The organism is Pseudomonas sp. S31 (assembly GCF_016648105.1).
In the GTDB taxonomy this organism is placed as follows: domain Bacteria; phylum Pseudomonadota; class Gammaproteobacteria; order Pseudomonadales; family Pseudomonadaceae; genus Aquipseudomonas.
In genome coordinates this window covers 22,039-47,588 of the sequence record NZ_JACVVE010000006.1, presented here as the reverse complement: position 1 = coordinate 47,588, position 25,550 = coordinate 22,039, and the positions used below count along the sequence as shown (strand labels likewise).

Sequence of the window (25,550 nt, the reverse complement as noted above, 5' to 3'; positions counted from 1 at the left end):
CTCGGCGCTCGACACTCGTTCTTGAATTAACGCCTGCCCCTTTGCGTGCAGCCATATATTCAGCCCAAAAAACAATAAAGAGATGAGTTCATGAGCACCACTACTGTCCCTGATCCGAAGATTCAGGCAGCCAAGGCCAGGCGCGCCGGAATTGCCTCTTTTATCGGCACCACCATCGAATGGTATGACTTCTACATATATGGTTTTGCCGCGGCATTGGTATTTGGCAAAGTCTTCTTTCCGGCCGACCTCGACCCGGGCGTTGCCACGTTGCTGGCGTTCGTCACCTTGTGGTCGGGCTTCATCGCCCGCCCGATCGGAGGCCTGATCTTCGGCCACATGGGCGACAAGATCGGCCGCAAGACCACCTTGGTGATCACCCTGGTGATGATGGGCATCGCCACCACCGGCATCGGCCTGCTGCCCTCGTATGACGCCATCGGTATCTGGGCCCCGGTGGGCCTGGTGGCGCTGCGGGTCATCCAGGGCATCGCCGTGGGTGGCGAATGGGGCGGCGCCATTCTCATCGCCAGCGAGCACGCGCCCAAGGGCAAGGGCATCCTCTATGCCTCGTTCGCCCAGCAAGGCTCGCCGACCGGCAACCTGCTGGCAACCCTGGTGTTCTTCGCCCTCAGTGCCATGCCCACGCCCGAGTTCATCACCTACGGCTGGCGCATTCCGTTCCTGCTCTCGGCCATGTTGGTGATCGTCGGCATGGTGATCCGGCTGAAGCTGGAAGAATCCGACGACATGAAGAAGCTCATCGCACAGAAGAAGACCGTCAAGCTGCCGGTCGCCGAAGTGCTGCAGAAACACTGGCGCCTGGTATTGCTGGGCGCGCTGGTGCTGCCGGTGATCCACGTCACCTACTTCAAGACCACCTTCGCCCTGTCGTGGGCCAGCAAGACCCTGGGCTACTCGCAGGACACCTTCCTCAGCATCATCGTCCTGGCGCTGATCGTGCAGTTCATCTTCCAGCCGCTCGGCGCCCTGCTCGCCTCGCGCATCGACATGCGCAAGGCGGTGGCGATCATGCTCATTCCCGAGCTGCTGTTCATGCCGGTGATGTTCTATGCCATCGAGTCCAAGGTGTACTGGCTGGCCGCGCTGGGCATGTGCCTGGCGACCATTCCCCACGCGATGTTCTACGGCGCGGTCGGCGGCATGCTGGCCCGGGCGTTCCCCGCGCGCATCCGCTACACCGGGCTGTCGCTGGCGTACCAGCTGTGCTCGCTGCTGATCGGTGGCGGCACGCCAGTGCTGGCGCAGTGGATCCTCAACTCCACCGGCGGGATCTTCTGGGTGGCCGTGGCCTCGGCGCTGTACGCGGTGGTCTCGCTGGTGGCCTCGATCATGCTGATCAACCGCACCGGCATCCATGCCAAGGACCACTCGGTGGCCGAGCAGGCCGACTCGCTCAACCTGGCCGGGGACGAACAGGCGCCGACGCCTGCCAGCCAACCCACCGGGTTGGGCGCACGGGCTCCCGGCGCGATCTGACGACTGCGCGGATAACTTTCAGGAATCACCATGGCTATGGAACATTCGATGGCAGGCACAACTTCGCCTGAAACTTCATCAACGGTTTATCGGGATATCGGCATCGAAGTTATTCGACTCGATAATCCTCCGGTCAATGCACTGAGTTCGGCCGTTAAAACCGAATTGAATCTGGCTTTCGATAAAGCCCAACAAGACGCCCACATCACTGCCATTGTCATCATAGGCGAAGGCCAACACTTTTGCGGGGGTGCCGACATCAAGGAGTTTGGCCAAGTTACCCGGCCGAGCCTGTCCGACTTGTGCGTGCGCATCGAACAAAGCCACAAACCAGTGGTGGCCGCGATCAATGGTACCTGCCTGGGTGGCGGCCTGGAACTGGCCCTGGCCTGCCATTACCGGGTGGCCGCCAGCACCGCCAAACTGGGCCTGCCGGAAGTCGGCCTCGGCTTGATCCCAGGCGCTGGAGGTACCCAGCGCGCGCCCCGGTTGATGGGCTGCGCGGCGGCACTGGAGCTGATCCTCGGGGCCAAGCCGATCGCTGCCCAGGCAGCGCTTACCAACCAGTTGGTCGATCAACTGGTCGAGCCCGGCGAAGTGCTGCAGGCAGCACTGGCTGTCGCCCAGCGCCTCACCGAGCAGAGCGGCGAGCCACGGCGCAGCTGCGACATGCCGGGGCTTGCCGACACTGCCCAGGCCCGGGAGGCACTTGAACAGGCGCGCAACGGGCTGGCACGCAGCAATGGGCTGTTCGCGCCCCAGCGCGCCGTGGAAGCGGTGCAGGCCGCCATCGAACTGACGTTCGAGCAAGGCCTGGCCAGGGAAAAAAGCCTGTTCGAGCAGTGCCGCCAGAGCCCGCAGCGCGCCGGGCTGATCCATGCCTTCATGGCCGAACGCAAGGCCGCGAAGGTCCCCGAGCTGGCACAGGCCCAGGCGCTGCCGGTCACACGGGTGGGCGTGATCGGCGCTGGCACCATGGGCACCGGTATCAGCCTGGCGCTGTTGGATGCTGGCTACGAGGTGATCCTGGTCGAGCGCGAGAAGACACCATTGCAGCGCGGCGTCGAGCGAATCCGCGACACCTACGACAAGCAGGTCAGCAAGGGCAGGATCAGCGAGGCCAGCAAACACGAACGCCTCGCACGCCTGACCGACACCATCGAGTTCAGTGACCTCAAGCCTGCGCAACTGGTGATCGAGGCCGTGTTCGAGGACCTCACCGTCAAGCAGGAACTGTTCACCCTGCTCGGCGTGATCTGCCGCGAGGACACGATCCTCGCCAGCAACACTTCGTACCTGGACGTCAACGAGATCGCGCGCGTGGTCATCAACCCGCAGCGCGTCATCGGCATCCATTTCTTTTCACCAGCCAACATCATGAAGCTGGTGGAGATCATCGTCGCCGAGCAGACCGATGCCACGACCACCGCCACGGCCTTCGCCCTCGCCACCCGGCTGCGCAAGACACCGGTACGCGCCGGGGTCTGCGATGGTTTCATCGGCAACCGCATGCTCGCGGTGTACCGCGAGGCCGCCGACCTGGCGGTGCTCGACGGCGCTTCGCCGTACCAGGTGGACCAGGCGTTGCGGGCATTCGGCTTCGCCATGGGGCCGTACCAGGTGATGGACCTGGCCGGCGGCGACATCGCCTGGGCCACGCGCCAGCGTCGGGCGCCATTGCGCGACCCGCGGCTGCGCCAGTCGGGGGTGTCGGATGCGCTGTGCCAGCAGGGCTGGTTCGGGCAGAAGAGCGGCAGGGGCTATTACCTGCACGAACCCGGCTCGCCGGCGCGGCCCAACCCGCAGGTCGCGGCCATCGTCGAGCAGGTGCGCCAGGCAGCCGGCATAAAGCCTGTGGCCTTCAGCGACGAAGACATCGCCGAACGCTACCTGATGGCGATGATCAACGAAGGCGCCAACCTGCTCAACGACCGCATCGCGCTGCGCCCATCGGATATCGACGTGGTGCTGGTCAACGGCTATGGCTTCCCACGCCACCTTGGCGGGCCGATGTACCATGCCGACCAGCTGGGGCTGGCCAACGTGCTGGCCAGGCTCGAACGCTACGCCGAGCGCGATCCGCTGTTCTGGCGCCCTTCCTCACTGCTGGTCGAGCTGGCCGGCAGCGGGCGCACGTTCGAGGACCTGAACGCCGCCTGACGGCGCTCAGGGCTCTGCCAGGTCGTCGATAAAAGGGTCGCCCAGCTTGCGGCTCGGGCGCACCTTCAGCACCTCGCCCGCCAGCCTGTGCACCACCGTGTTGCCGCCCTCGATCGGCGTGTGAGTGCGCAGGTCCTGGGCTTGCGTGTCCGGCGGCAGGTTGAATAGCACCAGGCCGTTGAAACTCTCGACGTGGACCTCGGCCGGATACTGCACAGGGCCGAAGACGAAAGGCTGGTCGAGCATGCCACTCCAGCTGCTCGCCGGCCCGTAGGGTTGCTTGCCGGTCATGCTCAGCCAGCGCAGTCGCATGCCCAGCAGGGTCATCGAGTGCCCCTCGGAGCGGGCATTCCAACCCTCCCGATCACGGAATATCTGCACCGGGCCAGGCCAGACGATGCCACCCAGCTCGGTACCTGCCGCCAGCGTGCAGGCGTACAGCTGCCATTCGGAGAACTTCAGCTGCTCTTTGGGATGGATCTTGAACTCGACCTGGCCAGCATCGCAGCGCCAGCCTTCCACCTCGTGCGCGGCAAGTGTCTGCAGGGTCGCATCGTAGCCACGGAGTTTCAGGCTGCGCACCTGCAGGCCCATGATGTTGACGGGGGTGCGAACGAACTCGGCGCTGTCCAGGCTCTGCAGGCCATAGGGTATGGGGGTGCCGTCCCATTCGTTGCTCGGTTCGAGGTACTTCAGGTGGACCCGGGTGCCAGCCGGCAGCACCAGGTCGCCCAGCACTTCATCGTGCTCCAGGCGCGGATTGTGCGCGCGCCGTTCCAGCCACAGGTCGAGGGTTATCTGCAGATTGGGCACGCTCCCCGCCGCCAGCAACACCGCCAACAGGCCGTAGCGCCAGCGCCGTGCCAGCATGTAGCGCCGGCAGCGCGGGATCAACAAGGCCAGCAGGCCAGCGATCAGCAGCCAGAGGAACACTTCGGAAAAGATAATGATCATGTAGCCGAGCAGCATGACCGGCATATCGATAGGGATCATGGACGTCCTTGTAAACCCTGATGCAGACCGCGCAGAATAATCCAGGCTGAGCGCTGTCCCAAGCACAGATCACTCAAGGAAAACGTTCGGCATGATGCCTGATGACGCTTTACGGCTTACCCGCCGCCTGGCCTTCTTCTCGATCGCCGTGGTGCTACTCGGCGTGGCCCTGGCGCTGTACGTATTGGTAGCGCCCACCAGTTCGCCCATCGACATAGGCGGCATCCTGGCGCTCGCCGTCTTGTGGCTCACCAACCTGATCTCGATGGCGTTGAACGCGGTCTACTGGTTCATCCGCAGGTCGCCGAAAGAAGTACGGGTGACCGTTGCGGTGCAGGCCGTGCTGGCTGTGGTCGGGTTGATCCCACTGGTGTGGACCGACACGTTCTTCTAGATAAAGCCACGGAACAGGAGGCTACAGGTTTTTATGGAATCGAGACTGGCGAACATCGAGGACGATGGCTGGGCACTGGACGATGGCGAGGCCATCCACGAGGAGTTTCCCGACAGCTTCTGGTTGCCGCCTGCCGAGGCCCGACACAACCTGCAACCCGATGAACTGGTGAAGCTGATTTTTCGCATCGTTACCGTCGACGAGGACGAGGCGGAAGAGGAAAACATCGAACGCATGTGGGTGATCGTCAAAGGGCGCGTCGGGGATTTCTATCGAGGGCAGCTCGATAACCAGCCGCTGTGCACCGAGGACATCGGGCCGGGGATGGAGGTGTGGTTTCTGCCCAAGCATGTGATCGACATCTACGTGAATCCATGAGCACAGCCCCTGCAAAACCAACTGTCTTGCCCATTCCGACAGGCTGGTGAAATCCCTGTAGGAGCGGGTTTACCCGCGAACACGGGCGTAGCCCGTGCCAGGCATTTGCTGATCCTTTCAGGGTGCAAGGAGTTTGGCACACGGCTCCCCGCCTCGGCCGCAAAAGCAGGCCTGCGAGGCTTGCCGGACTCAAGCGCCTTCGCTAGGGTGCACAGCACATTGCCATCACCCTACCCAAGGACGTTGTTCCCACATGGATCGTACCCTCGATGCGCCGCCCACACAGCCGCGTGCTTCCTATTTCATGCGCCATTGGCGTGGCGAGCTGTCGCTGGCCCGCTCGTTCTGGGTCAACTGCGGACTGCTGAGCCTGGTGTGGCTACCGCTGTTCGGGCTGGAGCCACTGATCCGCGCCTATCCACCGAATCCGACCACCCTGCTGGCAGCCCTGGCGGTGATGCTGGTGCTGATACTGGCGATGGCGGTGTGGCAGGGCGTGGGCACCTGGCGCTCGGCGCGCCAGCACCAGGCCCGGGGCGGGCGCATGCTGTGGGTGCGGGTGGTGCATGGGTTGCTACTGCTCGATTGCGCCTACACCCTGTACAGCCTGGTCGAGACCGACAACCTGTCGGCGTTCAAGTCGGTGTGGCAGATGTGGCGGGATCCGCAGTTGCTTCCCCCATACCGGGTCGCTCTGCTGGCACCAGATGAGCTGGGGATCGCCGGCGGCTTGTCGCTGGGCAGCACCGAGGCCGTGCGCCAGCAACTGGACGCGCATCCAAAGATCACCCGGGTGCAACTGGACAGCGTCGGCGGCCTGCTGCTCGAAGCCCAGGGCATCGCCAAGCTGATCCGGCAGAAACAACTGATCACCTATACCGACGGCGATTGCCAGAGTGCCTGCACCCTCGTGTTCCAGGCCGGCAAGGAGCGCTGGCTGGGCCCCGAGGCGCGCCTGGGCTATCACTCGGGGGCGCTGTATGGTTCGGCTGAGCAGCCCGAGATGCTGATGGACAATTACCGCCAGACGCTGCGCGATGCCGGCATGAGCGAGGCGTTCATCGACAAGGTGCTTGCGACCGACCCCGCGTCGATGTGGTACCCGGACGTCGACACCTTGCGCCGCGAGCAGATCATCACAGGCCTTGCCGACCCCGACGATTTCGCCGACCGGCACCTGATCTCGTTGCGCGAGCCGCAGCAGTTCGACGCCTACCTGCGCAGTTCGCTGGTGTACCGCGTCATGGAGCAGAAAGCGCCAGAGCAGTTCGCCGCCGAGAAACAGCAGATCGCCGAAGCGTTGCGCCAGGCCCGGCGCTTCGGCGCCTTCAACACCAAGAATACCCAACGGCAGAACGAGCTGGGCAGCCGCGCCATGGCCCAGGCCCCGGCAACGGTGGCAATGGACCTCTGGCGAAGCGAGCTCGACTATCTGGTTGCATTGGAACAGGTGGGCGGTGAGGCCTGCTGGGGATACCTCACCGGCAAGGATGTACGCAGCCAGGTACCGGCGCAGGCCCAGGCCGAGCATATGGCCGCCGAGGTGCGCATGCTCGAGGACACCCTGCCGCTACGCGCGGATGATCCGCCGGCGCCGGCCACGCTGGACGCCGACCTGGCTGGGATTTTCCAGCGGGTCGAACAGCGGCTACCGCTGGCGTATGAACATTTCCGCAAGCGCGACCGCGCCACATTGTGCGCGGTGCGCCAGGCCCTGTATCGCGAAGCGCTGGGCATGGCGGACCAGGAACGGGCGGCGGCGGCGTTGATGTGGGTGGGGAGTTATCGGCGCTAGACAATCGGCCAGGGCCTTGAGAGGGTCGATGCCCGGACGGGCCCCTTCGCGGGTAAACCCGCTCCTACAGGCTCTGCGCACTCCTGTAGGAGCGGGTTTACCCGCGAAAGGGCCCTTCCAGGCACAGCACGGCCCAGGCTGATCCAGAGCTGTCAACCGCTTACTTCTCGACCTTCTCGATCCGGCCACCACACGCCTTGAACTTCTCGGCATAACCATTGCGGCAAGGGCTGCTTTCCGTGCTCGGGCTCGGCGCTGGCGGGCAGGCGTTGGGCATGTTGTTGGTATTGAAGTGCTCACACAGCTGGGCACTTCGCGCCTGTGATTCACGCAGGCTGTTCAGACCGTCGTGCTGTTCTTTGAACCAGGTTTCACAGGCACTTACCTTGGCATCCAGTTCGCGTTTGCAGGCTATGCCTTCCGGGGTCTGCGGGTCGATGTAGTGGTACTGGGTACAGGCAGTCAGCAGAGTCGCCAGCGACAGGGCGAACATACGTAGAGGCATCGATCAGGGTCCATCCAATCTTGAGCGTGCCGTTTCGACCGTGCTGGCCAGCGTTTGTTCGTCTTGCCCGGCAGCAGCTCGGGCGTTCCGGGCACTCGCCACGAAGCACAAGGTTTGAGGTCCGCGACTCAATGCATTGCCCTTGGCTGCAAAGCTAGGGCTCGTAGTCTTCGAGTGGCTCAGGAGTTGGTCAGTTGAATGTGGCCAAGAGGCCTTTGGTGGAGGGTGGCGTCCCTTCCCCAGTAGATGGGGTGCTCACCACACACTTTGAAATTGTAGAAATCAATGTAGAGATCGAACCAGCTGGGCAATTCTACGAAATCAGGAGTGACGAAAATCCTGGGGGACTGCACTTACCCTCACTTAGAGCGCCGGAGCTTACCGGTCTCAACGAACTGCTGAAAGCGCGAGTCGCCGACACGTGCAGCCTCGGTGACAACGGTCACCGGGTCAATCGGCTCTTTGTGCGCCCGCCGCTTGGGTTTGGGCTGCGCTGGGGTGGCCAGCCGTCCAACAAATGTCAACATCTGAATTCCTCCTGTGGAGTTCTTGCCCCATCGCAAGCTCTGTTTAGCATCTGAGCAATGGCAGGTGACGTAACGCAACTTGTAGGTTTTTTCGCAGCTCGATCACTGAAAATGGTGACTAGAAGGACATGCGAAAAGAAAGCCATGACTTGAGCTCAGCTAATCTCGCTCTGCCAGAACTTCAACGTAGTTGGACTCCCCTCCCCCCGTAGCACCAGACAACCATCCCCACACAAAATGCAACGTGGTGCGTCCTGCTTCATCGACCCCCACCCTGCCCTGAGACCAACCTGCGAGGATTTCGCCGTCGTGGGTGACGCAGTGGTAGAGCAGTTCGATTGAATCGGAACCTGTCACGCGGCCCACCTGGTGGCCCATGCGAATACGGCCGCCCTGGTAGGTGCCGGTAACTGCAACATCCTCGACCCGATAATGGAATACCGTGCCCGTGCCAGAGAGCCCCTGGGCATTGTTGGCCACTACGAATCGGCGGCCGTGCAGCCGCTCTGTGATGTTGGCGAAAGTGCTGTCCATAGCGGTGCTCCTTGGATTGGGATGCCGAGACTAAAACGCTTGCCGACGCTCCTGCAACGGCAGTGGTATGTTTCTCGTATCCACCTCGGAGCCAGCAATGGACCTGCTAGACACCCACCTCCCGCACTTCCAGTTCCGCGAGCAGCACAGCATCGACATCCGCGCCACTGCGGCCAGGATCATGGCCGCCGTGCAAGGCTATGATAGCCGCGACGATGCCCTGCTCCACAAGATTCTCGACACTAGAACAGACCGCCCAAAGAAATCGTCGCACCAGCACCAGCCTGTATACCCACGTTGAGTCCGACCGCCATGATCACGCCTTTGGCCGAGCGCAGCAGGCGAACAGCACTGTCGTGCGGCAGCAGCAGGTTGCCTACCGGCGTCAGCGTAGCGGCTGTCATCGCCAATAGCTTTGCGTCCAGGCCAAACAGCATGGCCGAGCCGCTGGCTCCCCCAATCAGCCCCACCCCGCCCTCAATGAACACACAAGCACCTTCGAAGTCCTCGCGCACCAACCCACGGCTGGCGATCGAGTCGGCGACCAGCACCGTGCCAACTGCGGGGAAATCCTCATTCGCGCCCGCTGCTCCGATGCTCTTGCCGCGCACATGCAGGTTGACCTTGCCGAAGCGCGGCAAGCGGGCGCCGAGGCCCACGCCGACACCTAGCGAGCCGTAGCGAAACTGGTGGTCGACCCCCTTGGGGTCGGTCAGGGTCAGCGCACCACCGGCTGCGGCGGCGAACACCACGGTCAGACCACCTCCGGTGGCGGTCTTGTAGCGCCAGTCACTGGCGCTGACGGGTAATGGAATTTGCATCTGGATATCCTTATACAGACCGCGCCAGCCGGCGCTGGCGAACCCACGCGGCCAAGTGGTAGCCGCCTCCGAAAGTGAATACAAGAGCGAACAGGCCGACCAGCAGGCTCGCGCCCCACAGCGCGCCGCGGTCGTCGATGATCGCAGTCGCCGCTGGCGCTTCGGAACGGTACAACACACCCACCTGGTCGCCTACCGCATAGCCGAAGATCAACCCACTTTCGGGGTAGCTGAACGCCTTGCCAGTAGCGTCGGTGAAGTCGATTTGCGGATGACTGCCGCCCGCGTTCAGCGCGCTGACATTGCCCTGGGTACGTTGGGCCTGGGTCACGAAATCAAGCCGGTCTTCAACCAGCCAGAATGTGAGGTACAACAGGCAGAGCCCCAGCGGAAAGAAAACCGAGGCACGGAGCAGATCGCCCCGAGGAGAGCGTGGCGTCTTGGCCATTGGAGAGTCCTTGCATCGTCCTTGAAACGGCGGCTATTGCAGTTAATCTGCGGGTAGATGTCAAGTGCAGGGCGGAAGGGTCGCGATAGGCCCGGCGTCGCGAACTGGGCGTAAAAATCCATATTCAGACTATTCCCAAAGATACGGCAGGCCGGGGGCCGAAGCCAAGGCTCCCTGATACAGGCATTCGGCAACTACACTACGTGTTGGTTTGATACCGCAACCACCCTGCGACCTTTTCGCCCCCGCCAGCGCGATCTTTCGGGTGAACCCGGCCTTCATTGACAGCAACCTCAGGGAAGTCGAATGGGCTCATGCCCTGGATACAGGCCACGTTGACCCCGTACTGGTCGGGCGCGGAGCGGCGCTGGTGGAAGGTGTAGATGCCGCACTTCGAGCAGAAGTAGTGCTTGGCTTCGTGGGTGTTGAATTGGTAGAGAGTGAGGGCCTCTTCTCCCTCGGTGACAACGATGTCGCCGAGGTTAGCCGACACGACCACAGCACCCCGCATACGGCAGAGCGAGCAGTTGCACCTGCGCGCTGTATGCACCCCATCGGTCAGGCGTACGCTGAACTGCACCGTGCCGCAGTGGCAGGCTGCTTGGTAGATCGGTCGGTCATCGGTTTCTTCATCGGTCATGGCGTTTCTCCGGTCGGGCTGCTGCAGACGGGGACAGATTAACCTTATTGCGTCTTTTCACTTTTCTCTGAGCAACAAAATAAATCTGTCGCCTTTCGCCTAAGGCGCCCAGGGCATGTTTGCGGGTATATTTCTCCACTGTTAACGATCACTCCGGCGCCCCACCGACTGGGGCCCGACTCGGGTCAAGGTGGGTTTGGCATGGAAGAAGTAGAAACGATCCTTGCCCCAGGCGGCAGGTTCGCGGTCAGGGTTTCGGCCTGGGAAGCACGTAATTCTCAATGGGTATATGTGCCGTCGCTGATTGAGGCAGGTACAGGAGCGATTGTGTTCGCGTTCGCCGACCGTCGGTGGTCAATGGATCAGGTCACCTGGCGCAGTGAGACGGCGGTTCATCTGGTGCTGCGCAAGTTTCCGGGCGATCACCGGCCTGCTGCGCTGGAGGTCGTGGTGGATTGTGCTGATCGAACTGCGGTTCTGGGATCAGGCGGCACGTGTGCGGTTGGCGAGGTTGAGGAGGCACTGGAGGGCGCGTTTGAGAAGAGGCCGAGTGGGGATTGAACGATCTGGATCACGCCCCCTGTCAGCCGGCCCAGGCGGCCAGAATTGTGCCGCGAACTGAGCGTTAAAAATCAGATTCAGGCTATTTCCTGTAGGACGCTTCCCAAAGATATTGTGGCGGCCTATTTTCCATTGCGGCTGTGCTGAGATGCGTTCTAGTCTCGGGGTGTCGTTGCTCATCAACGACCGGCTTTGACAGGCCGCAACGGTTTTGGTCTACAGCTCGTCGATATGGCGGCTGTGCGTGGGGCACGCTTGCGTGCGCCGGGGCTTACCAATTCCACCGGTCTGTCAACCCGCGTACAGCTGCCACCCTCCGTTTGACAGCGGGTAGGTAGCAGCCCATCAGAAGGAATTGGATGATGCTGAAAATAGTACCTGCCCCCCCCACACTCCCTGGAAGACACGCTGATGATGGCCTCGGACTACGCAATATGCGCCGAAGCCGTTGCCCAGCAGGCCGCGCTGATGCAGCCCAGGTCACCCGTCACGCTCCTGATCATGACCACCTTGCATGAGCTTGAAGGCCTGCGAAGTCTGATCGAATCAGCCCTGGCCCAAGTCCAGTTGCGGGCCAATCCGCAGGCACGCCACTAAGCCACATCACGCCATGTCTGGCCTGACCCCATTGCCGGGGTGATGGAAGACAACCCGAATCTGGTGTGGGCGTCCCATTACCTGAGCGCCCTGGCCAAGGCACTGCTCGATGATGCCGAGCTGGGTATGAAGTGCCGAGATGAGTAGTGCCTGGTGCGGCCTCTTCGCGGCTAAAGCCGCTCCTACAGATTTTTGCATACCTCTGTAGGAGCGGGTTTACCCGCGAAGAGGCCGCAGAACGTACCGCTACTCCATGCAGCCGCTCGCCTGCCGGAGTGGTGCGAACGCCCTGCTTGCCACGGATGAGCAGGTCGGTACCGATGGCCGCTTATGGTTATGGCGGCGTGCCTCAGGCGGCGAAGCTGTGGAGTTGAACGTTTGGAGAAAGAGGGGGTGAAGCTGGGATCAATCAGCTTCCCCACGCAAGATCCGCTGCCGCTTGAGCAAGCTCAGCAATTCAGCATCAGTTGGATGAAACTCCAATCGTTCTGGAATTCGCAGATAGGTTTCCGGCAGCTCGCTCAACTCATACAGAAAATTCTTTTGGTAGAACGTTTTGATTTGCTGCAACTCGGGAGTCATCTCTTCCTTCAGAGTCGCAGGTGTATACCTTCGGCGCATAGTAGCGAATTCGTTCATACGGCTTAGGCATTCCCCGCACCCGCCGTTGGCGCCCTTTTCCCACAAGCGATAGGCATCCAACCGCCGTCCCTGCATGTCTGCGAGCACGCCGAGCGAGTGGTAAGCGTTGGCATAGCCGTGGCTCACGGCGCATTCGAGCATATCGTTGCCGAGCGGCCATAGTGGGCTGGCCTGCATGACGATGGTCCCCCCTACCAGCGCCATGGCTTGCGGACTGCCCCGATCGATTGCCTCGTTCAGCAAGCGATACATCGAGTCATCGTCCCAACCGAAAAGGTAGGTCGAGTACTTGTACAAAGCGATAGGAACGCCGTCTTGGGCTTGCTTGATCAGCGCAGCCGACGCGGCCTCCGCTGGTTTGTCCTCGCTTGGGTATCGAATGGCCCAGACGTTGTCCAGATACGCAGCCTTCCAACTTCCAGCCTTCAGCGCAGCGTCGAGCAACTCTTCTCGTTTCTGCCGATGGTTGGCATCGAGCCAGAAGCCCTCTTCATGGTCACCCGCTGCGGTGTACTCGACAAGCTCGGTTAACGCTTGGGCCGCGCCGGCATCCTCCCTGGGGGAAAACTCGACATCATTTCGGCAGGTGAATTTCTTGCCCTTGAAGTATTTGAGCAGGGCGTCGTTCGGAGAGAGATCATCCGAGGCAGGTCGGAAAGGTGCGGAGTTGTTGAATGCTTCCAGCTTGTCGGACAGAGGGTGTGCTGAAATCAGCTTGGGCAACGCAAGCAACACAAGCGTCATAACACATAACGGAAAAGCTTTTTCCAAGCAGCATTTAAGTGTCATTGTGCAGTCCTTGTACATTTGAACAACTTCTTATCCCCCACGCATGGACGAAACCATGATCCGGATATTGGGTAAAGCCTCGTCAATCAACGTGCGAAAGGTGCTGTGGAGTTGCACCGAACTCGGCATCGCTTTCGAGCGCGAGGACTGGGGAAGCGGTTTCCAGCCCACCGACACTCCCGAATTCCTCGCCCTGAACCCCAATGCCATGGTCCCGGTCATCAAGGACGGCGACTTCATCCTCTGGGAGTCCAATACCATCATCCGCTACCTCGCCAACCGCTATGGCGACGGCGGCCTATATCCAGTAGACGCCCAGGCTAGGGCGAGGGTCGACCAGTGGATCGACTGGCAAGCCTCGGACCTCAACCGCTCCTGGAGCTACGCTTTCATGGCGCTGGTCCGTCGGTCCGCTGCCCATCAGTCCTCCATCGCCCTTGATAGCAGCCTGGCTGAGTGGGGGCGCAACATGGCGATCCTTGATCGACAACTCGCTACCACCGGCGCCTACGTAGCCGGCGAGCATTTTTCATTGGCCGACATTCCTATCGGCCTGTCGGTCAATCGCTGGTTCGAGACCCCGTTTGCACATCCCGATCTACCGGCTGTGCGTGACTATTATGAGCGGCTGAGCGCGCGGCCTGGTTTTGTTATGCATGGTCGGATTGAGGCCCATAACGTTGGCGCACGGTGTTCGGCGACTAGGAACGTTCCTGAGGTGATGATGTCTAGTGATGGCTAAGTAATAGCAACTGGCGTCCACTGTCCGCCATTATCCTGAGCGCTCCACGAGGTCCCCCATGTTCAATCGGTCCCTGAAAACTCGCCTTGCTGAGCTGGAACGCGAGCTCGCGCGTGCGCAGCACCGCCTCAAGCAGATGGCTCAAGCCGAGATTTTCGTCAGGCTGACTGCTGACTACAAGGTTCTCGAATACAATGCTGCCTTCGCCTCGGTCCTTGGTTACAACACTTCCGAGCTGCTTGGAGCACCGTTGTCCCAACTAGTGCCAGAGTATGTCTCGAAGCTTCCGTGTTACCTCAAATTCATGACGGAGATTCCAGCCGGCCGTCCCGTAAGTGATGATTACCGCTATCTTCGAAATGGCCAACCGCTAGCCTGGCTACGGCTAACGTGGTATCCACTGCGCGATGAACAGGGTCAGCTACTGGAGGTCGTGGGATATGGCCAAGATGTGACCGATCAGATGCAACTGGCCTTGGAAAATCAAGCGCTGCTGGATGCCCTGCTACGTTCCACCGCCATCATCCAGTTCGATCTCACGGGGGCAGTAATTGATGCGAATAGGCAGTTCCTGGACGCTATGGGGTATCGCCTGGGCGATGTTGTTGGCAAGAACCACCGGATGTTCTGTGATCCGGATTTTAGCTGCAGTCCCGCTTATGAGGATTTCTGGAAGACTCTAAAATCCGGGCAGTATGTCAGCGGCCGTTTCAAACGTCTCGATAGCCATGGCGAAGAGGTATGGTTAGAAGCAAGCTACAACCCCGTCAACGATGCGGAAGGCCGACTTGTAAGAGTGGTCAAGTTCGCCGCAGTGGTGACCGATCAAGTAAAGCGCGCGGAGGAAGTGAAGGGGGCCGCGCAAATGGCGTTAGAGGTCTCACAACTTACGGACTTAAGCGCGACCGAAGGTGTTTCAGTGGTCGACCAGGCAGTCAAAACAATGGAGGCTGTCAGCGAACAAATGCAATCGGCGGCCACTACCATCGAGGCTCTGGATAAACAGTCAGTTCTTATCAGCTCGATCGTACAGACCATCGGCGGCATCGCCTCGCAGACCAACCTTCTAGCACTCAACGCAGCCATTGAGGCTGCGCGTGCGGGCGAGCAGGGCCGGGGCTTTGCAGTGGTGGCAGATGAGGTCCGACAGCTCGCAGCACGCACCAGCGCTGCAACGGAAGAAATCGTCACGGTAGTGGCGCGTAATCAGACGCTTGCATCGCAGGCTGTCACTGAAATTGATAGCAGTCGAAGCCGCGCTGAGCAAGGTTTGAGCTTAGCCTTACAAGCTGGGAGCGCGATCAGCGGTATCCAGGTAGGTGCTCGCCAGGTGGTGGAGGCCGTGGTGAAAGTCACCCAGGATCTCTGATGACGAGAACTCGGCTCACCAAGCCCCTAAATTTGGCGGTGGGCCGGTGCAGAAGCGCGCTTGCAGGCGACGGCACCCAGACGCTCAGGGAGCAGAAAAATGGGACAGATTCATTCTTCATCCGCAAGCGTCAGAAAATATCCCTGTCCCGATTTGCCCTGTTCTCTTTTGCCGAAAAAGTTTGCCTCCTACACTCAGGAAGAGCGATGAGCCACGCTGGGCTTCATGGCTTCCAAGCCGAGGCCCGCAACGTGCCGCACCTGCTCATCGGTATCCTGTGTTGCCCGGCGTAGCGCCTCGATGGCTCGAAGCGCGTCGTCGGGTAGCAGGCCACGGTTATTCAACCCACTCGCAGCATGACGACGAATAGCGACGTGGGATGAAACCAACCCGCGCAAGGCTTCGCTGACATCGGCGGTGGTGGTATCGATCTGACCGCAGACATCTTCAAGAGCCTCTTCAACAGCAGCTTGAAACTCAGGGCGCCGATCAAGCAGACGCTCAATGGGTGTGTAGTTCAGCACCGGAGGCTGCACGCCCCGCCAGCGGAAACCGTCATAGTTAGCGCAGATCCCCGCGACAGCGAGGTCGGGCGTTTGCTGCATGAGCCAGTCGAAATCCTCGAGGTAACCCAGCGCCTTTGCACACCAATTGCGGGTCGGCTGCTCACAGGCGCCAATCACCTCTCGGCGCAGGGCCTGGATGACGGGCTCATCAGCCATGCCGGCCAGCCCGAGAATGCGCGCGGCAGCGGTAGGCTCTTCATGCCCGTTGAGCTGTTCGATAAGCGCAGCCTGTGCGGGACGGCCGTTGGCGATCAGCCAGCGCTCTGCGTCCTCCCCCGAGATGCCATCGTGGCAATGCAAGCGGCTGACGTAGAACGCGACCTGCTCGGCGAGCGGCAAGGCAGCGACTTCGCGCCGGGTGTTTTCAATGGCCAGTTCGACAGGGAAATTATCCTCGAACTGCTGGCGGGTCATGCTGCGCTTGGCCAAGGCGATATCGCCAGCAAAGTCATGAAAAATCACCACGAAGCCAGGCGTCACACCAGGATGCTGACTGAAATGTCGGCCCAGCGCCCTGGCGGCACGGCTAACGGTGACCAAAAAGCGCTGCTCAGCCGCTCGCCATTGGCGCGGGCCAAGCCGATTGGCGTAGGCTTGCAGCTCATCATCAAGCTGCATGAGCTGCTGCCCATCACAGAGTTCCCAATCCCAGCGCCAGTCTGCCGGGTTCCACTTCACCGAACTGAAGCTTTCGTCTTCCTCGTCAAGATAGTCTTCGCTTAGGGCTTGCAGGCTGTTCGCGGCAAAGCTGGGCACCGACAGCACCGCTTCTTCCTCTCGGTAGCTGGCATGGAACGCTGCGGCATACAAAGGGCTTCCGCCCTCATTGAGCAAGGTTTGCAGTGTTTGTCGGGCGGCGTCGAACAGCGCCTGTTCCAAAGCTTTCCAATTCATTATCAGGGTCCTTGCTGACAGGTGAGTTCGGCCGGGCTGATCGAGGATCCACTCGAGGGCGGGCTTTCCAGGCACGTGGCCAGAACCCCATTCTGAGCTGACAAGCAACTATTGAGGGCGTCAGGCGACAAGGGTCGGCAGATAAATGATGAAGTTGGTGCCATAAACCGGATTGGAAGTCATGGTGATACGACCGCCGTGCGCTTCGGCAATCTGTTTGACGATGAACAAGCCCATCCCCACCGAGCGCAATGCATCCTGCCTGTCGCTGCCGCGCGTCATCGGCTCGAACAAGCTCGGCACCAGCGTGTCGGCGATGGCGGGCCCATGATTGTGGACCCCCAGGATCACCCCCTCGGCGCAGAATTCGGAGGTCAGTGTGATCGGGTAGCGCAGGTCGCCATACGCCACGCTATTGGCGACCAAGTTGCCGATCATCTGCTGTAACCTGTCCTGATCCACCTCGAACGCGCCCTGCCCCCGTGACAGATGGCGAATGCTGGCATTTCCAAAGGCGATCCGCAGTTCGTTCACGCACTGGTCCAGCGCCTTGAGCAGGTCGACCTGCTGGCGCCGGACATTGATGCCCTGCCCCAGCCTCACAGAGGCGAAGTCCAGCAGGTCGACGACCATGCGCTGGGCCCGCTCGGCCGAGGTGCCGATGCTGCTCAGCAGGCGACGCGCCCGGTCACTGTGGGCATCGCGCTCGAGCAACTCGGCGGCCATCTTGATGGCCGTCATGGGGTTTTTCAGGTCATGGCTGGCGACAGCCACCATCTGCTCGGCGAGCAGCGCACGCCGCTGGGCCTCGGCATAGGCCACGGCCAGTTCTTCCTGAGCCCGCTGCAAGGCGCGCTCGGCAGTGACTTTTTGCGCCAGCAACTCTTCGGCGCGCTGCATGGCCTGGAACACCAACTGCTGGTTGCGATCACGCTCGGTGGTGCTGAACAGCGCCAAGTGGTAGCGCACCCCATCGGCGGTTTGGCGCCGCACGGCGTTGAGCAGCATGGCAACCACATGGCCATCGCGATGCCGCAGGCCGACTTTCACCTCCGACACCGAGCCCTGCATGTTCAACAACGGCCCCCAATGGGTGAGCTGGAAGGTGCGCCCGACCACGGTCAACAACTGGTCGAAGCTGCGCTCTTTCATGCGGTCCGTGTCATACCCCAACCAGTTGCCCAGCGTTTCGTTGCAGCGCACCAGGGTGCCATCCGCTTCCATGACCACCAACCCGCAGGGCGCGTGCTCGAAGTACGATTCGCTGAGCAGCAGCGTCGGATCATTCATGGCCAAACCCCAGCTGGATGAAGAAGTCGTCTATCGCCGCGGAGCATGTGCTGGGGGCACTCAGCTGTGGATAATGGCCCATGTTGTCGACCACCAGCAGCCGGCTGTCGAGCAGCACACTCTGCAGATACTCGCCCACTGCCATCGGCACCACTGGATCGTCGGAGCTTTGCAGGATCAAGGTCGGCAAGCGCAGGCCGTCGACGTCCTGTCGATGATCGGACAAAAAAATGACCCGGGCGAAATGCCGGGCGATTTGCCCATCGGTCCGGCAGAAACTGCTGAGCAATTCCTCCTGAAGCGCCGGCTCGCCGGACGCCCCCATTAGCAATGGCGCCATGGTGCTGGACCAGCCAAGGTAATTTTCGTCAATGACCGAGAGCAGCGCCTGAACATCATCGCGCGAAAAGCCTCCGCTGTAGGTGCCGGAGTCGATGTAGCAAGGCGAGCCACCGATCATGACCAGCCCGGCAATCCGCCCCGGCCGCTGACGCTCGGCCAGCACGCCGATCATGGCGCTGACCGAGTGCCCGAGGACGAGCAACGGGCCTTGGCCATATTCATCAATGATCTCGTTGAGGTCTGTAGCATATCCCCACAGCGATGCGTACTTCTCCCGATCATAGGCCGCAAGATCTGATTGTCCGGCGCCCACCAGGTCATAAGTGATGACGCGCATCCGGGTGACGAGATGCGGTAGCAGGAACTTCCACATCGACTGATCGCAGCCAAAGCCATGGGATAAGATCAACGTTGCGCAGCCATCCCCGGCGATATGTACGTTGTTACGCTTCTGCAGAGACATACATATCCTGGCTCCATTCGACTTTGTGCTGGCAAGCGACAGCTCGTTCAATCTGTCAGCAAGAATAGTAGGAGCTTGGGACAAGCGGCTTGAATTCGTGGTTCCAGAGACAGACACCATACGCTATGCCGGTGGGCAAATGTAAGCGAACCGCGAACCCACCTTGCGCTCGTTACGCTGGCGTTTGCTGATGCGGCAGATCCCGGCACCTACGATTGAGGGCTCGTTCACCTCACACCTCCCAGCGGCGCACGCCACCAGGAGCACGCCTGCGGATACAGAGAAGTATTGTCTGCCAAGGCGAAAAGGCCACCCGACGTCCCACGTGACGCGACCGCATGCGCTTGACAGCATCCCACCGGACCGCAAATACTCCGGGCAGATTCATATAGATGACCGAATAACAAGGTGAATCGCTCCATGACCGCACTGCCTCCATCCGCCAGCCCCATTCCTCCAACATTCGAAGCCTGCACATCCAGTCAGCTATCTGATCGCGACAGATAACTGCTATTGCCCGCAGCCCCCCTGTCATGCCTGCAATGCCTGAGTGCCGCTAGCGCACCAGCCCAACCGAGATTCCCTGAATGACACCCTTAGATATACAGCTGTTGCTGACCGCATTGGTCAGTGTTCTGGTGCTGGTAGCGCTCATCGTGTCCCGCCTCAAGATGCACCCGCTGCTGGCCTTGCTGGTGGTGTCCATTGGCGTAGGCTTTGCCACCCGCATGGAGCCCGGCAGCATCGTCTCCCACCTGCTCACGGGCGCCGGCAAGACGCTGGGTGCGGTCGGGGTGGTGATCGCGCTGGGCGCGATGCTCGGCAAGATCCTGGCTGACGCTGGCGTCACTGAGCAGGTCGCGGATGTCATCCTCAAGCGCACCTCGGACCGGATGATCCCTTGGGCGATGATGCTGGTTGCCTTTGTCATTGGCATCCCGATGTTCTTCGAAGTGGGCCTGGTGATCATGCTGCCGCTGATCTTCAGCGTGGCGCGAAAGCTGGAGAGCAAGGCCCGCTTCAAGGGCTCGGCGTATGTGTATGTCGGTGTGCCGGTGATTGCCGCGCTTGCCGCCATGCACGGCATGGTCCCGCCGCACCCTGGCCCCTTGACCGCCATCGCCGTGCTCAAGACCTCGGTCGGGCCCACCATGCTCTATGGCTTCCTTGCCGCGATCCCGGCCATGATCCTGGGCGGCCCACTGTATGGCCTGTTCATTTCGTCACGCATGAGCACCCGGCCCGACCAGGCCTTGCTGGACCAGTTCACACTGACTGAGAAGGCCGACGACCAACCCCGCCCCGGCGTAGCGATCGGCATGCTGGCCGCGTTGCTGCCGGCGATCCTGATGCTGGTACATGCCGTCGCCGAAATGCTGCTGCCCAAGGGCAACGCGCTGCTGGAACTGGCCAGCTTCCTGGGCAACCCGTTGATCGCCATGCTGCTGGGCGTGCTGTTCGCCGGCGCTAGCCTGGTACTCGCGCGTGGCGGCAACGCTGAACAGCTGCGCGATGCGCTGGGCAAAAGCCTCAAGCCTATCGCCTCGATCATCATGATCATCGCCGGGGGCGGGGCCTTTCAGGAGATGCTGACCAGCGCCAAGGTCGGCGATGCCATTGTGCACCTGACCCAGCAATCGGCCTTCCCGCCGTTGATCCTGGGGTGGCTGATCGCGATGCTGCTGTCGGTGTCTACCGGCTCCGCCACGGTCGGTATCGTCGGCGCTGCCGGCCTGCTGGCGCCGCTTGCAGGTGCTGACCCGAGCCTGAACCTGCCGTTGCTGGCCCTGTCCATCGGCTGCGGTTCGCTGTTCTTCAACTATGCCAACCATGCCGGGTTCTGGATGGTGAAGGAGTCCTTTGGCATGACCATGGGCGAAGCGACCAAGACGATTTCGGTGGTGCAGTCCATCGTCGCGGTGGTTGGCTTGATCGTGGTGTTGGTGCTGAATGCGGGGGTTACGGTGGGCTGAGACGGGGAAACCGGCTTTGTTCGTCCGCTTCCTCAGCGTTTTTCTGCGACCAGGGTGTAGCACATCGGTATTTGTGCTGCGCCCTGTTCGTAGGCGCCGGCACGAAAAGGCGAAAAGGGGACAGACCACGTTATATCCGTAGTCCATCGCCCTTTCGATATTGGCAACCTCCAGCAACTGATCGGTGCTATCGGCCTTGCCTTCGACCTTGCTGTCGATGTAGTCCGCCAGGGTGGTGTGGTTACCCTCGATTCGCGCAGAACCCAAGCTCTCGAGGGTGTGGAAGATATCCTTGAGCTGGAAGAAAATCGATGCCGGAATATCGCCCTCCACCCTCAGACGACGCAGGAGCTCAAGCTCGCTCAGCACGTCGACCAGGGGAGAGTCAAAGGATGGGTTCAACAGCTGGAGATCGTGGTGAGAAATTGAGGCATCTCGGAATTATCTCTAGGAGGCGAATGCATTATCTCAAATTTTTTTGCTCTTATCCCCGTAAACACTGGGCTCAAGGCAGATCAAAGAAAAGCACTATCTCAAATCCCCTGCAAGATTAAGTCAAAAAAGGCGGGGCGATAAGTCGATTGGGCGCGGGGCTGGACGAACAGTAAAAGGGAGAATAGCGGCCTGCGAATCGTCAGACCCAACCTCAAGCAACCGGCACGATGCGTGAGTACATCGCCTGCTAACCAAACCTAGGATGTACTAACCAATCTACATAAATGCCGCGGAATGTGGCGTTTTAACGCCCATGCAGTGGGCGGAAAAAACCGCCTAGGCGGCGGTTTCATTGGGCTCCACGTATGCTGGCGAACCATCGCGGATTAAAGACTGGTGCGGAGACAGACGGACGGTTGTTGGCCGTGAGGGCCCGGTTTTCGCGGGAATGGAATTTGGTGGATTTTTTGGCGTACCTCATAGGGTATCTATAAAAAAATCAGCTAGTTATGGCTTTCAGTGGAATCGAATCGGGAATTGCGGAGGCTCCTCCCGCCCACTTTAAATGGTACATAAGGAACGGCAGAAACCGACCCATTACGGCCGTTGCGCCTTGCAGCGGACTTTGTGGGAGCAACTGTCTTACCCAAAATTTAAAAAGCGTGCACGATCCCTGTGGGAGCGGGCTTGCCCGCGAACACCGGCAAAGCCGGTGCCATCCACCGCGTCGTCTGCTTCGCGGGTGAACCCGCTCCCACAGAGTACGCGTCGTACTTACGAAACTCGCTACCGTTCGGCGTCCACAATGGGTCGTTAGCGGCCGGTTGCGAATTATAGCATTCGACCCAAAGCGGCCCTTCAGCTAGTACAGCTTTCGGCCGATTCTGTTGAAAAAGTCGGTTTTTCAGCTGACCTGAACTCAGGCACGACCATCGCCTAAGAACCGACTCACCACATTGAGTGGTTTCTCGGCCCTTCGTTTACCGTTGCTGCTCAGTTAGTGGGTTAACTTGAGGTTTTTTGCTGAGTGCAGGCGCACCTATCCCGTGGCAGGTGGCCCTTGAGATGTAAATTTAGCCAGCCGTCGCAGGTTCTGTACCGCGGCCGCCAGCGTGAATTCATTGATCGCGCCACTCATGCCACGTAGCCGCAGGCGATCCAGTTTCAGGATGCGCTTGAGGTGGGCAAACAACATTTCGACCTTTTTACGTTCGTGGCGAGAGCGCACGTACGCAGGTGTCGTTGCGATGCGCCGAGCCACATCGCGCGCGGCTTCATGGACGCTGCGGGCGATCTTGCGGAACGCAGTGTTCGGGCAACACTTGGCTTTCATCGGACAGGCAACGCAGTCGGTCTGCCTGGATCGGAAGATGATGGTGTTGGCTTTGGTGACGTGCGAACGCTTGTTCTTGAAGGCTCGCCATTCGCTACGTAATGCATTGCCAGCCGGGCAGCGGTATTCCTCAGCCTCTTCATTCCAGTGGAAATCGTTGCTCGAAAAACTGTCGTTCTTGCGTTCGGTTTTGTCCCACACCGGCACATGTGGCTCGATGTCCTTTTCCTCCACCATCCAGGCCAGCATCGGCGCGGTACCGTAAGCGGTATCGCCAATCAGGCGTTCCGGCTTGATGTCGAACTGCGCTTCGACCCGATCGATCATCGTCTTGGAGCTCTCGACTTCTGCGGTTCGATGTAAGCGGCCAGCGAACACACCTTCAGAATCCCAGCGATAAGGGCGATGGTGTCCGCGTATTTTTAAGCGGACGCGATTACCCTTATCGCCAGGATTTCCATGCGCCAACGAAGCTCTTATCCGAAACCATTCAAAGCCCAGGTCGTTCAGGAATGCCTGCAACCTGGTGCGACGGTGTCCAGTGTCGCCATCAGTCACGGCATCAATGCTAACGTCATCCGCAAGTGGCTGCCGCTCTATCGAGATCAACCCGCAACGACTTCACTACCGGCTTTCGTCCCGCTAAAAGCCCCACCTAAACGGCCAGTCGAAGCGTCAGTGATCATCGAGTTGCCCGTGGCCGGGCAAGTGATCACGGTGAAATGGCCAGCTTCGGATCCCGAGGGTTGTGCGCAATTTGTTCGGGCTGTCGCTCAATGATCCGCATCGATGCCATCTGGCTGGCCACAGAGCCGATGGACATGCGCGCTGGCACCGAAACGGCATTGGCCCGAGTGATCGCGGTGTTCGGTGCGGCGAAGCCGCACTGCGCATATTTGTTCGCCAATCGCCGGGCTAACCGGATGAAAGTGCTGGTGCACGATGGCGTCGGTGTCTGGCTCGCAGCGCGTCGACTGAACCAAGGCAAGTTCCACTGGCCCGGCATTCGCCACGGCGGCGAGGTCGAACTCGACAGCGAACAACTCCAGGCATTGGTGCTGGGCCTGCCGTGGCAGCGCGTCGGTGCAGGCGGTGTGATCAGCATGCTGTAAACGCCGGCCATTTGGCCGGTCTACTTGTCGTCGCCCCGCGCCTGCTCTGGCACAATCGGCGGCATGACTTTCTCGCCCAACCTCGACCAGATGACCCCGGAACAGCTTCGTGCCTTGGCGGCACAGGCGTTGCAGTTGCAGTCCCAGGTCGAAGCGATGAGCAAGAAGATCCAGAACGATGAAATCCTCATCGAACAGTTCAAGTTCGAAATCGCCCTGCTCAAACGCCACAAGTTTGCCAAGCGCAGCGAGCAAATCAGCCCGACGCAAGGCAGCTTGCTGGATGACCTGCTCGACACCGACCTTGAGGCTATCGAGGCCGAGCTGAAACAGCTTCTCCCAGCTGCGCCACAGGCCGAACCACGGCAGTCCCCGAAACGAGCGCCCTTGCCGCCGCAGTTTCCACGCACCGTGATTCGTCACGAACCTGAGAACACCCAGTGCGCCTGCGGCTGCCAACTTCAACGCATCGGCGAAGACGTCAGCGAGAAGCTGGATTACACGCCGGGCGTGTTTACCGTCGAGCAACATGTACGTGGTAAATGGGCCTGCCGTCAGTGCGAAACCCTGATTCAGGCGCCGGTTCCGGCGCAGGTTATCGACAAAGGTATCCCGACCGCAGGCCTGCTGGCTCACGTGATGGTGGCCAAGTTTGCCGATCACTTGCCGCTCTACCGGCAGGAGAAAATCTTTGGTCGCGCCGGACTGGCAATTGCTCGTTCGACCTTGGCGCAATGGGTCGGACAAACTGGCGTGAGACTTCAGCCGCTAGTTGATGCTCTGCGTGAAGCGGTGCTGAACCAGGGCGTGATTCACGCCGATGAAACACCGGTGCAAATGCTTGCGCCAGGCGAGAAGAAAACCCATCGGGCGTATGTCTGGGCCTACAGCACGACGCCGTTTTCGGCGCTCAACGCGGTGGTTTACGACTTCAGCCCAAGCCGTGCTGGCGAACATGCACGCAACTTCCTGGGCGACTGGAACGGCAAGCTGGTTTGCGATGACTTCGCTGGCTACAAGGCCGGATTTGAGCAAGGCATCACTGAAATCGGCTGCATGGCTCACGCCCGTCGCAAGTTCTTTGATCTGCACGTAGCGAATAAAAGCCAGCTGGCTGAACAGGCCCTGCACCCGATCAGCGGTTTGTACGAGGTCGAACGCCAGGCTCGGGATATGAGCAACGAAGACCGTTGGCGAATACGTCAGGAAATGGCGGTGCCAATCCTCAAAACACTGCATGACTGGATGTTGGCCCAGCGCGACTTGGTGCCCAACGGATCAGCCACAGCTAAAGCCCTCGATTACAGCCTGAAACGCTGGGTAGCGCTGACGCGCTACCTGGACGATGGGGCTGTGCCCATCGACAACAACCAGGTCGAGAACCAGATACGGCCATGGGCACTCGGGAGATCGAACTGGTTGTTTGCCGGGTCGCTGCGCAGCGGCAAACGCGCGGCGGCGATCATGAGTTTGATCCAGTCGGCACGCATGAATGGGCATGATCCGTATGCCTATCTCAAGGATGTGCTGACGCGGCTGCCGACCCAACGGGCCAGTGAGATCGGTCAGTTGCTGCCGCATCAGTGGGTGCCGGCCTGAATCACGCTGAGTTGGTGTGCGCTACGGAACACCCTTTCTTATCGTGTCGGCTCATAAGAGTTGAGTACCGCATCCCACTGCATTTCATGGTCTTCGACCGCAACATTCCATTCGCAACCAGACACCGCCATACGAATGTCCGATAAGC

21 protein-coding genes and 6 pseudogenes are annotated in these 25,550 nt (G+C 60.5%); 15 read left to right on the top strand and 12 right to left on the bottom strand.

Going from position 1 to position 25,550, the window contains the following annotated elements:
- Positions 1 to 90: 90 nt before the first annotated feature.
- Both IAE37_RS06710 and IAE37_RS06705 read left to right on the top strand, forming a co-directional pair.
- Positions 91 to 1,500: an MFS transporter gene (locus IAE37_RS06710; protein WP_201171260.1), complete on the top strand. Its 1,410-nt coding sequence runs from the start codon at positions 91 to 93 to the stop codon at positions 1,498 to 1,500.
- 30 nt (positions 1,501 to 1,530) lie between these two features.
- Positions 1,531 to 3,660 (top strand): 3-hydroxyacyl-CoA dehydrogenase NAD-binding domain-containing protein, encoded by a 2,130-nt coding sequence (locus IAE37_RS06705; RefSeq protein WP_328822703.1) that lies wholly within the window; start codon positions 1,531 to 1,533, stop codon positions 3,658 to 3,660.
- 6 nt (positions 3,661 to 3,666) lie between these two features.
- Here IAE37_RS06705 and IAE37_RS06700 read toward each other — a convergent pair whose 3' ends face one another.
- Positions 3,667 to 4,653, bottom strand: coding sequence for a hypothetical protein (locus tag IAE37_RS06700; protein ID WP_201171242.1), 987 nt, complete (start codon positions 4,651 to 4,653; stop codon positions 3,667 to 3,669).
- 91 nt (positions 4,654 to 4,744) lie between these two features.
- On the opposite strand from IAE37_RS06700, the gene IAE37_RS06695 reads away from it, so the two are divergent.
- From IAE37_RS06695 to IAE37_RS06685, 3 genes are all read left to right on the top strand, one after another.
- Entirely contained in the window at positions 4,745 to 5,047 is a 303-nt protein-coding gene (locus IAE37_RS06695; RefSeq protein WP_201171239.1) for a hypothetical protein, read from the top strand.
- 33 nt (positions 5,048 to 5,080) lie between these two features.
- On the top strand, positions 5,081 to 5,425 hold the full coding sequence (locus tag IAE37_RS06690; protein WP_201171236.1) for a hypothetical protein: 345 nt from the start codon (positions 5,081 to 5,083) through the stop codon (positions 5,423 to 5,425).
- A 253-nt stretch (positions 5,426 to 5,678) separates the two neighbouring features.
- A complete protein-coding gene (locus IAE37_RS06685) occupies positions 5,679 to 7,220 on the top strand; it encodes a hypothetical protein (RefSeq protein ID WP_201171233.1) in 1,542 nt (513 codons plus the stop codon).
- 160 nt (positions 7,221 to 7,380) lie between these two features.
- Here the strand turns inward: IAE37_RS06685 and IAE37_RS06680 are convergent, their stop codons facing one another.
- The 5 genes from IAE37_RS06680 to IAE37_RS06660 form a co-directional block, all read right to left on the bottom strand.
- Complete coding sequence (locus IAE37_RS06680) at positions 7,381 to 7,725, bottom strand: hypothetical protein (RefSeq protein WP_201171230.1); 345 nt, start codon at positions 7,723 to 7,725, stop codon at positions 7,381 to 7,383.
- Between the two features lie 686 nt (positions 7,726 to 8,411).
- Positions 8,412 to 8,786, bottom strand: coding sequence for a hypothetical protein (locus tag IAE37_RS06675; RefSeq protein ID WP_201171227.1), 375 nt, complete (start codon positions 8,784 to 8,786; stop codon positions 8,412 to 8,414).
- A gap of 242 nt (positions 8,787 to 9,028) precedes the next feature.
- Complete coding sequence (locus IAE37_RS06670) at positions 9,029 to 9,607, bottom strand: hypothetical protein (RefSeq protein ID WP_236409825.1); 579 nt, start codon at positions 9,605 to 9,607, stop codon at positions 9,029 to 9,031.
- 10 nt (positions 9,608 to 9,617) lie between these two features.
- Positions 9,618 to 10,055 carry a DUF3592 domain-containing protein gene (locus tag IAE37_RS06665; RefSeq protein WP_201171225.1) on the bottom strand — a complete coding sequence of 146 codons (438 nt, stop codon included), beginning with the start codon at positions 10,053 to 10,055 and terminating at the stop codon, positions 9,618 to 9,620.
- A 199-nt stretch (positions 10,056 to 10,254) separates the two neighbouring features.
- Entirely contained in the window at positions 10,255 to 10,695 is a 441-nt protein-coding gene (locus IAE37_RS06660) for a GFA family protein (protein WP_201171221.1), read from the bottom strand.
- A 201-nt stretch (positions 10,696 to 10,896) separates the two neighbouring features.
- Between IAE37_RS06660 and IAE37_RS06655 the strand changes: the two genes are divergently transcribed.
- The 3 genes and pseudogenes from IAE37_RS06655 to IAE37_RS06645 form a co-directional block, all read left to right on the top strand.
- Positions 10,897 to 11,256 (top strand): hypothetical protein, encoded by a 360-nt coding sequence (locus IAE37_RS06655; RefSeq protein ID WP_201171218.1) that lies wholly within the window; start codon positions 10,897 to 10,899, stop codon positions 11,254 to 11,256.
- A gap of 362 nt (positions 11,257 to 11,618) precedes the next feature.
- Positions 11,619 to 11,853 (top strand): annotated as a pseudogene (locus IAE37_RS06650) (hypothetical protein).
- 30 nt (positions 11,854 to 11,883) lie between these two features.
- Positions 11,884 to 12,000 (top strand): annotated as a pseudogene (locus tag IAE37_RS06645) (DUF3077 domain-containing protein); the annotation flags it as partial.
- Positions 12,001 to 12,258: 258 nt separating this feature from the next.
- On the opposite strand, the gene IAE37_RS06640 reads toward IAE37_RS06645, so the two are convergent.
- Positions 12,259 to 13,284: a hypothetical protein gene (locus IAE37_RS06640; protein ID WP_201171213.1), complete on the bottom strand. Its 1,026-nt coding sequence runs from the start codon at positions 13,282 to 13,284 to the stop codon at positions 12,259 to 12,261.
- Between the two features lie 55 nt (positions 13,285 to 13,339).
- On the opposite strand from IAE37_RS06640, the pseudogene IAE37_RS06635 reads away from it, so the two are divergent.
- From IAE37_RS06635 to IAE37_RS29155, 3 genes and pseudogenes are all read left to right on the top strand, one after another.
- Positions 13,340 to 13,948 (top strand): annotated as a pseudogene (locus IAE37_RS06635) (glutathione S-transferase family protein); the annotation flags it as partial.
- Positions 13,949 to 14,084: 136 nt separating this feature from the next.
- A pseudogene (locus tag IAE37_RS29160) lies at positions 14,085 to 14,861 on the top strand (PAS domain-containing protein); the annotation flags it as partial.
- A 30-nt stretch (positions 14,862 to 14,891) separates the two neighbouring features.
- Complete coding sequence (locus IAE37_RS29155; RefSeq protein WP_442967778.1) at positions 14,892 to 15,395, top strand: methyl-accepting chemotaxis protein; 504 nt, start codon at positions 14,892 to 14,894, stop codon at positions 15,393 to 15,395.
- A 194-nt stretch (positions 15,396 to 15,589) separates the two neighbouring features.
- Here IAE37_RS29155 and IAE37_RS06625 read toward each other — a convergent pair whose 3' ends face one another.
- From IAE37_RS06625 to IAE37_RS06615, 3 genes are all read right to left on the bottom strand, one after another.
- Positions 15,590 to 16,855, bottom strand: coding sequence for a DUF4303 domain-containing protein (locus IAE37_RS06625; protein ID WP_201171210.1), 1,266 nt, complete (start codon positions 16,853 to 16,855; stop codon positions 15,590 to 15,592).
- 120 nt (positions 16,856 to 16,975) lie between these two features.
- On the bottom strand, positions 16,976 to 18,145 hold the full coding sequence (locus tag IAE37_RS06620) for a PAS domain-containing sensor histidine kinase (protein WP_201171209.1): 1,170 nt from the start codon (positions 18,143 to 18,145) through the stop codon (positions 16,976 to 16,978).
- Positions 18,138 to 18,950, bottom strand: coding sequence for an alpha/beta fold hydrolase (locus IAE37_RS06615; protein ID WP_201171208.1), 813 nt, complete (start codon positions 18,948 to 18,950; stop codon positions 18,138 to 18,140). Before IAE37_RS06615 ends, IAE37_RS06620 begins: the two co-directional genes overlap by 8 nt.
- A 587-nt stretch (positions 18,951 to 19,537) precedes the next feature.
- Here IAE37_RS06615 and IAE37_RS06610 point away from each other — a divergent pair.
- Positions 19,538 to 20,923: a GntP family permease gene (locus tag IAE37_RS06610; RefSeq protein WP_201171207.1), complete on the top strand. Its 1,386-nt coding sequence runs from the start codon at positions 19,538 to 19,540 to the stop codon at positions 20,921 to 20,923.
- 134 nt (positions 20,924 to 21,057) lie between these two features.
- Here the strand turns inward: IAE37_RS06610 and IAE37_RS06605 are convergent.
- Together IAE37_RS06605 and IAE37_RS06600 are read right to left on the bottom strand one after the other, a co-directional pair.
- A pseudogene (locus IAE37_RS06605) lies at positions 21,058 to 21,349 on the bottom strand (Fic/DOC family N-terminal domain-containing protein); the annotation flags it as partial.
- A 1,048-nt stretch (positions 21,350 to 22,397) separates the two neighbouring features.
- Positions 22,398 to 23,051, bottom strand: a pseudogene (locus IAE37_RS06600) (transposase); the annotation flags it as partial.
- Between the two features lie 99 nt (positions 23,052 to 23,150).
- Here IAE37_RS06600 and tnpA point away from each other — a divergent pair.
- The 3 genes from tnpA (at position 23,151) to tnpC (ending at position 25,402) form a co-directional block, all read left to right on the top strand.
- Positions 23,151 to 23,471, top strand: a complete 321-nt coding sequence (tnpA, locus tag IAE37_RS06595) for an IS66-like element accessory protein TnpA (RefSeq protein ID WP_201171206.1) — start codon at positions 23,151 to 23,153, stop codon at positions 23,469 to 23,471.
- Complete coding sequence (tnpB, locus tag IAE37_RS28755; RefSeq protein ID WP_023126455.1) at positions 23,468 to 23,803, top strand: IS66 family insertion sequence element accessory protein TnpB; 336 nt, start codon at positions 23,468 to 23,470, stop codon at positions 23,801 to 23,803. Before tnpA ends, tnpB begins: the two co-directional genes overlap by 4 nt.
- 63 nt (positions 23,804 to 23,866) lie before the next feature.
- Complete coding sequence (tnpC, locus tag IAE37_RS06585) at positions 23,867 to 25,402, top strand: IS66 family transposase (protein WP_201171204.1); 1,536 nt, start codon at positions 23,867 to 23,869, stop codon at positions 25,400 to 25,402.
- Positions 25,403 to 25,550: the final 148 nt, after the last annotated feature.

Bases quoted from the DNA above. Each gene is read 5' to 3' on its own strand.
- tnpC (WP_201171204.1), top strand. From the start codon at position 23,867: ATGACTTTCTCGCCCAACCTCGACCAGATGACCCCGGAACAGCTTCGT.
- IAE37_RS06685 (WP_201171233.1), top strand. From the start codon at position 5,679: ATGGATCGTACCCTCGATGCGCCGCCCACACAGCCGCGTGCTTCCTAT.
- IAE37_RS06625 (WP_201171210.1), bottom strand. From the start codon at position 16,855: ATGAATTGGAAAGCTTTGGAACAGGCGCTGTTCGACGCCGCCCGACAA.
- IAE37_RS06640 (WP_201171213.1), bottom strand. From the start codon at position 13,284: ATGACACTTAAATGCTGCTTGGAAAAAGCTTTTCCGTTATGTGTTATG.
- IAE37_RS06620 (WP_201171209.1), bottom strand. From the start codon at position 18,145: ATGAATGATCCGACGCTGCTGCTCAGCGAATCGTACTTCGAGCACGCG.
- IAE37_RS06710 (WP_201171260.1), top strand. From the start codon at position 91: ATGAGCACCACTACTGTCCCTGATCCGAAGATTCAGGCAGCCAAGGCC.
- IAE37_RS06660 (WP_201171221.1), bottom strand. From the start codon at position 10,695: ATGACCGATGAAGAAACCGATGACCGACCGATCTACCAAGCAGCCTGC.
- IAE37_RS06675 (WP_201171227.1), bottom strand. From the start codon at position 8,786: ATGGACAGCACTTTCGCCAACATCACAGAGCGGCTGCACGGCCGCCGA.
- tnpA (WP_201171206.1), top strand. From the start codon at position 23,151: ATGCGCCAACGAAGCTCTTATCCGAAACCATTCAAAGCCCAGGTCGTT.
- tnpB (WP_023126455.1), top strand. From the start codon at position 23,468: ATGATCCGCATCGATGCCATCTGGCTGGCCACAGAGCCGATGGACATG.
- IAE37_RS06665 (WP_201171225.1), bottom strand. From the start codon at position 10,055: ATGGCCAAGACGCCACGCTCTCCTCGGGGCGATCTGCTCCGTGCCTCG.
- IAE37_RS06695 (WP_201171239.1), top strand. From the start codon at position 4,745: ATGATGCCTGATGACGCTTTACGGCTTACCCGCCGCCTGGCCTTCTTC.
- IAE37_RS06700 (WP_201171242.1), bottom strand. From the start codon at position 4,653: ATGATCCCTATCGATATGCCGGTCATGCTGCTCGGCTACATGATCATT.
- IAE37_RS06690 (WP_201171236.1), top strand. From the start codon at position 5,081: ATGGAATCGAGACTGGCGAACATCGAGGACGATGGCTGGGCACTGGAC.
- IAE37_RS29155 (WP_442967778.1), top strand. From the start codon at position 14,892: ATGGCGTTAGAGGTCTCACAACTTACGGACTTAAGCGCGACCGAAGGT.
- IAE37_RS06705 (WP_328822703.1), top strand. From the start codon at position 1,531: ATGGCTATGGAACATTCGATGGCAGGCACAACTTCGCCTGAAACTTCA.
- IAE37_RS06670 (WP_236409825.1), bottom strand. From the start codon at position 9,607: ATGCAAATTCCATTACCCGTCAGCGCCAGTGACTGGCGCTACAAGACC.
- IAE37_RS06655 (WP_201171218.1), top strand. From the start codon at position 10,897: ATGGAAGAAGTAGAAACGATCCTTGCCCCAGGCGGCAGGTTCGCGGTC.
- IAE37_RS06615 (WP_201171208.1), bottom strand. From the start codon at position 18,950: ATGTCTCTGCAGAAGCGTAACAACGTACATATCGCCGGGGATGGCTGC.
- IAE37_RS06610 (WP_201171207.1), top strand. From the start codon at position 19,538: ATGACACCCTTAGATATACAGCTGTTGCTGACCGCATTGGTCAGTGTT.
- IAE37_RS06680 (WP_201171230.1), bottom strand. From the start codon at position 7,725: ATGCCTCTACGTATGTTCGCCCTGTCGCTGGCGACTCTGCTGACTGCC.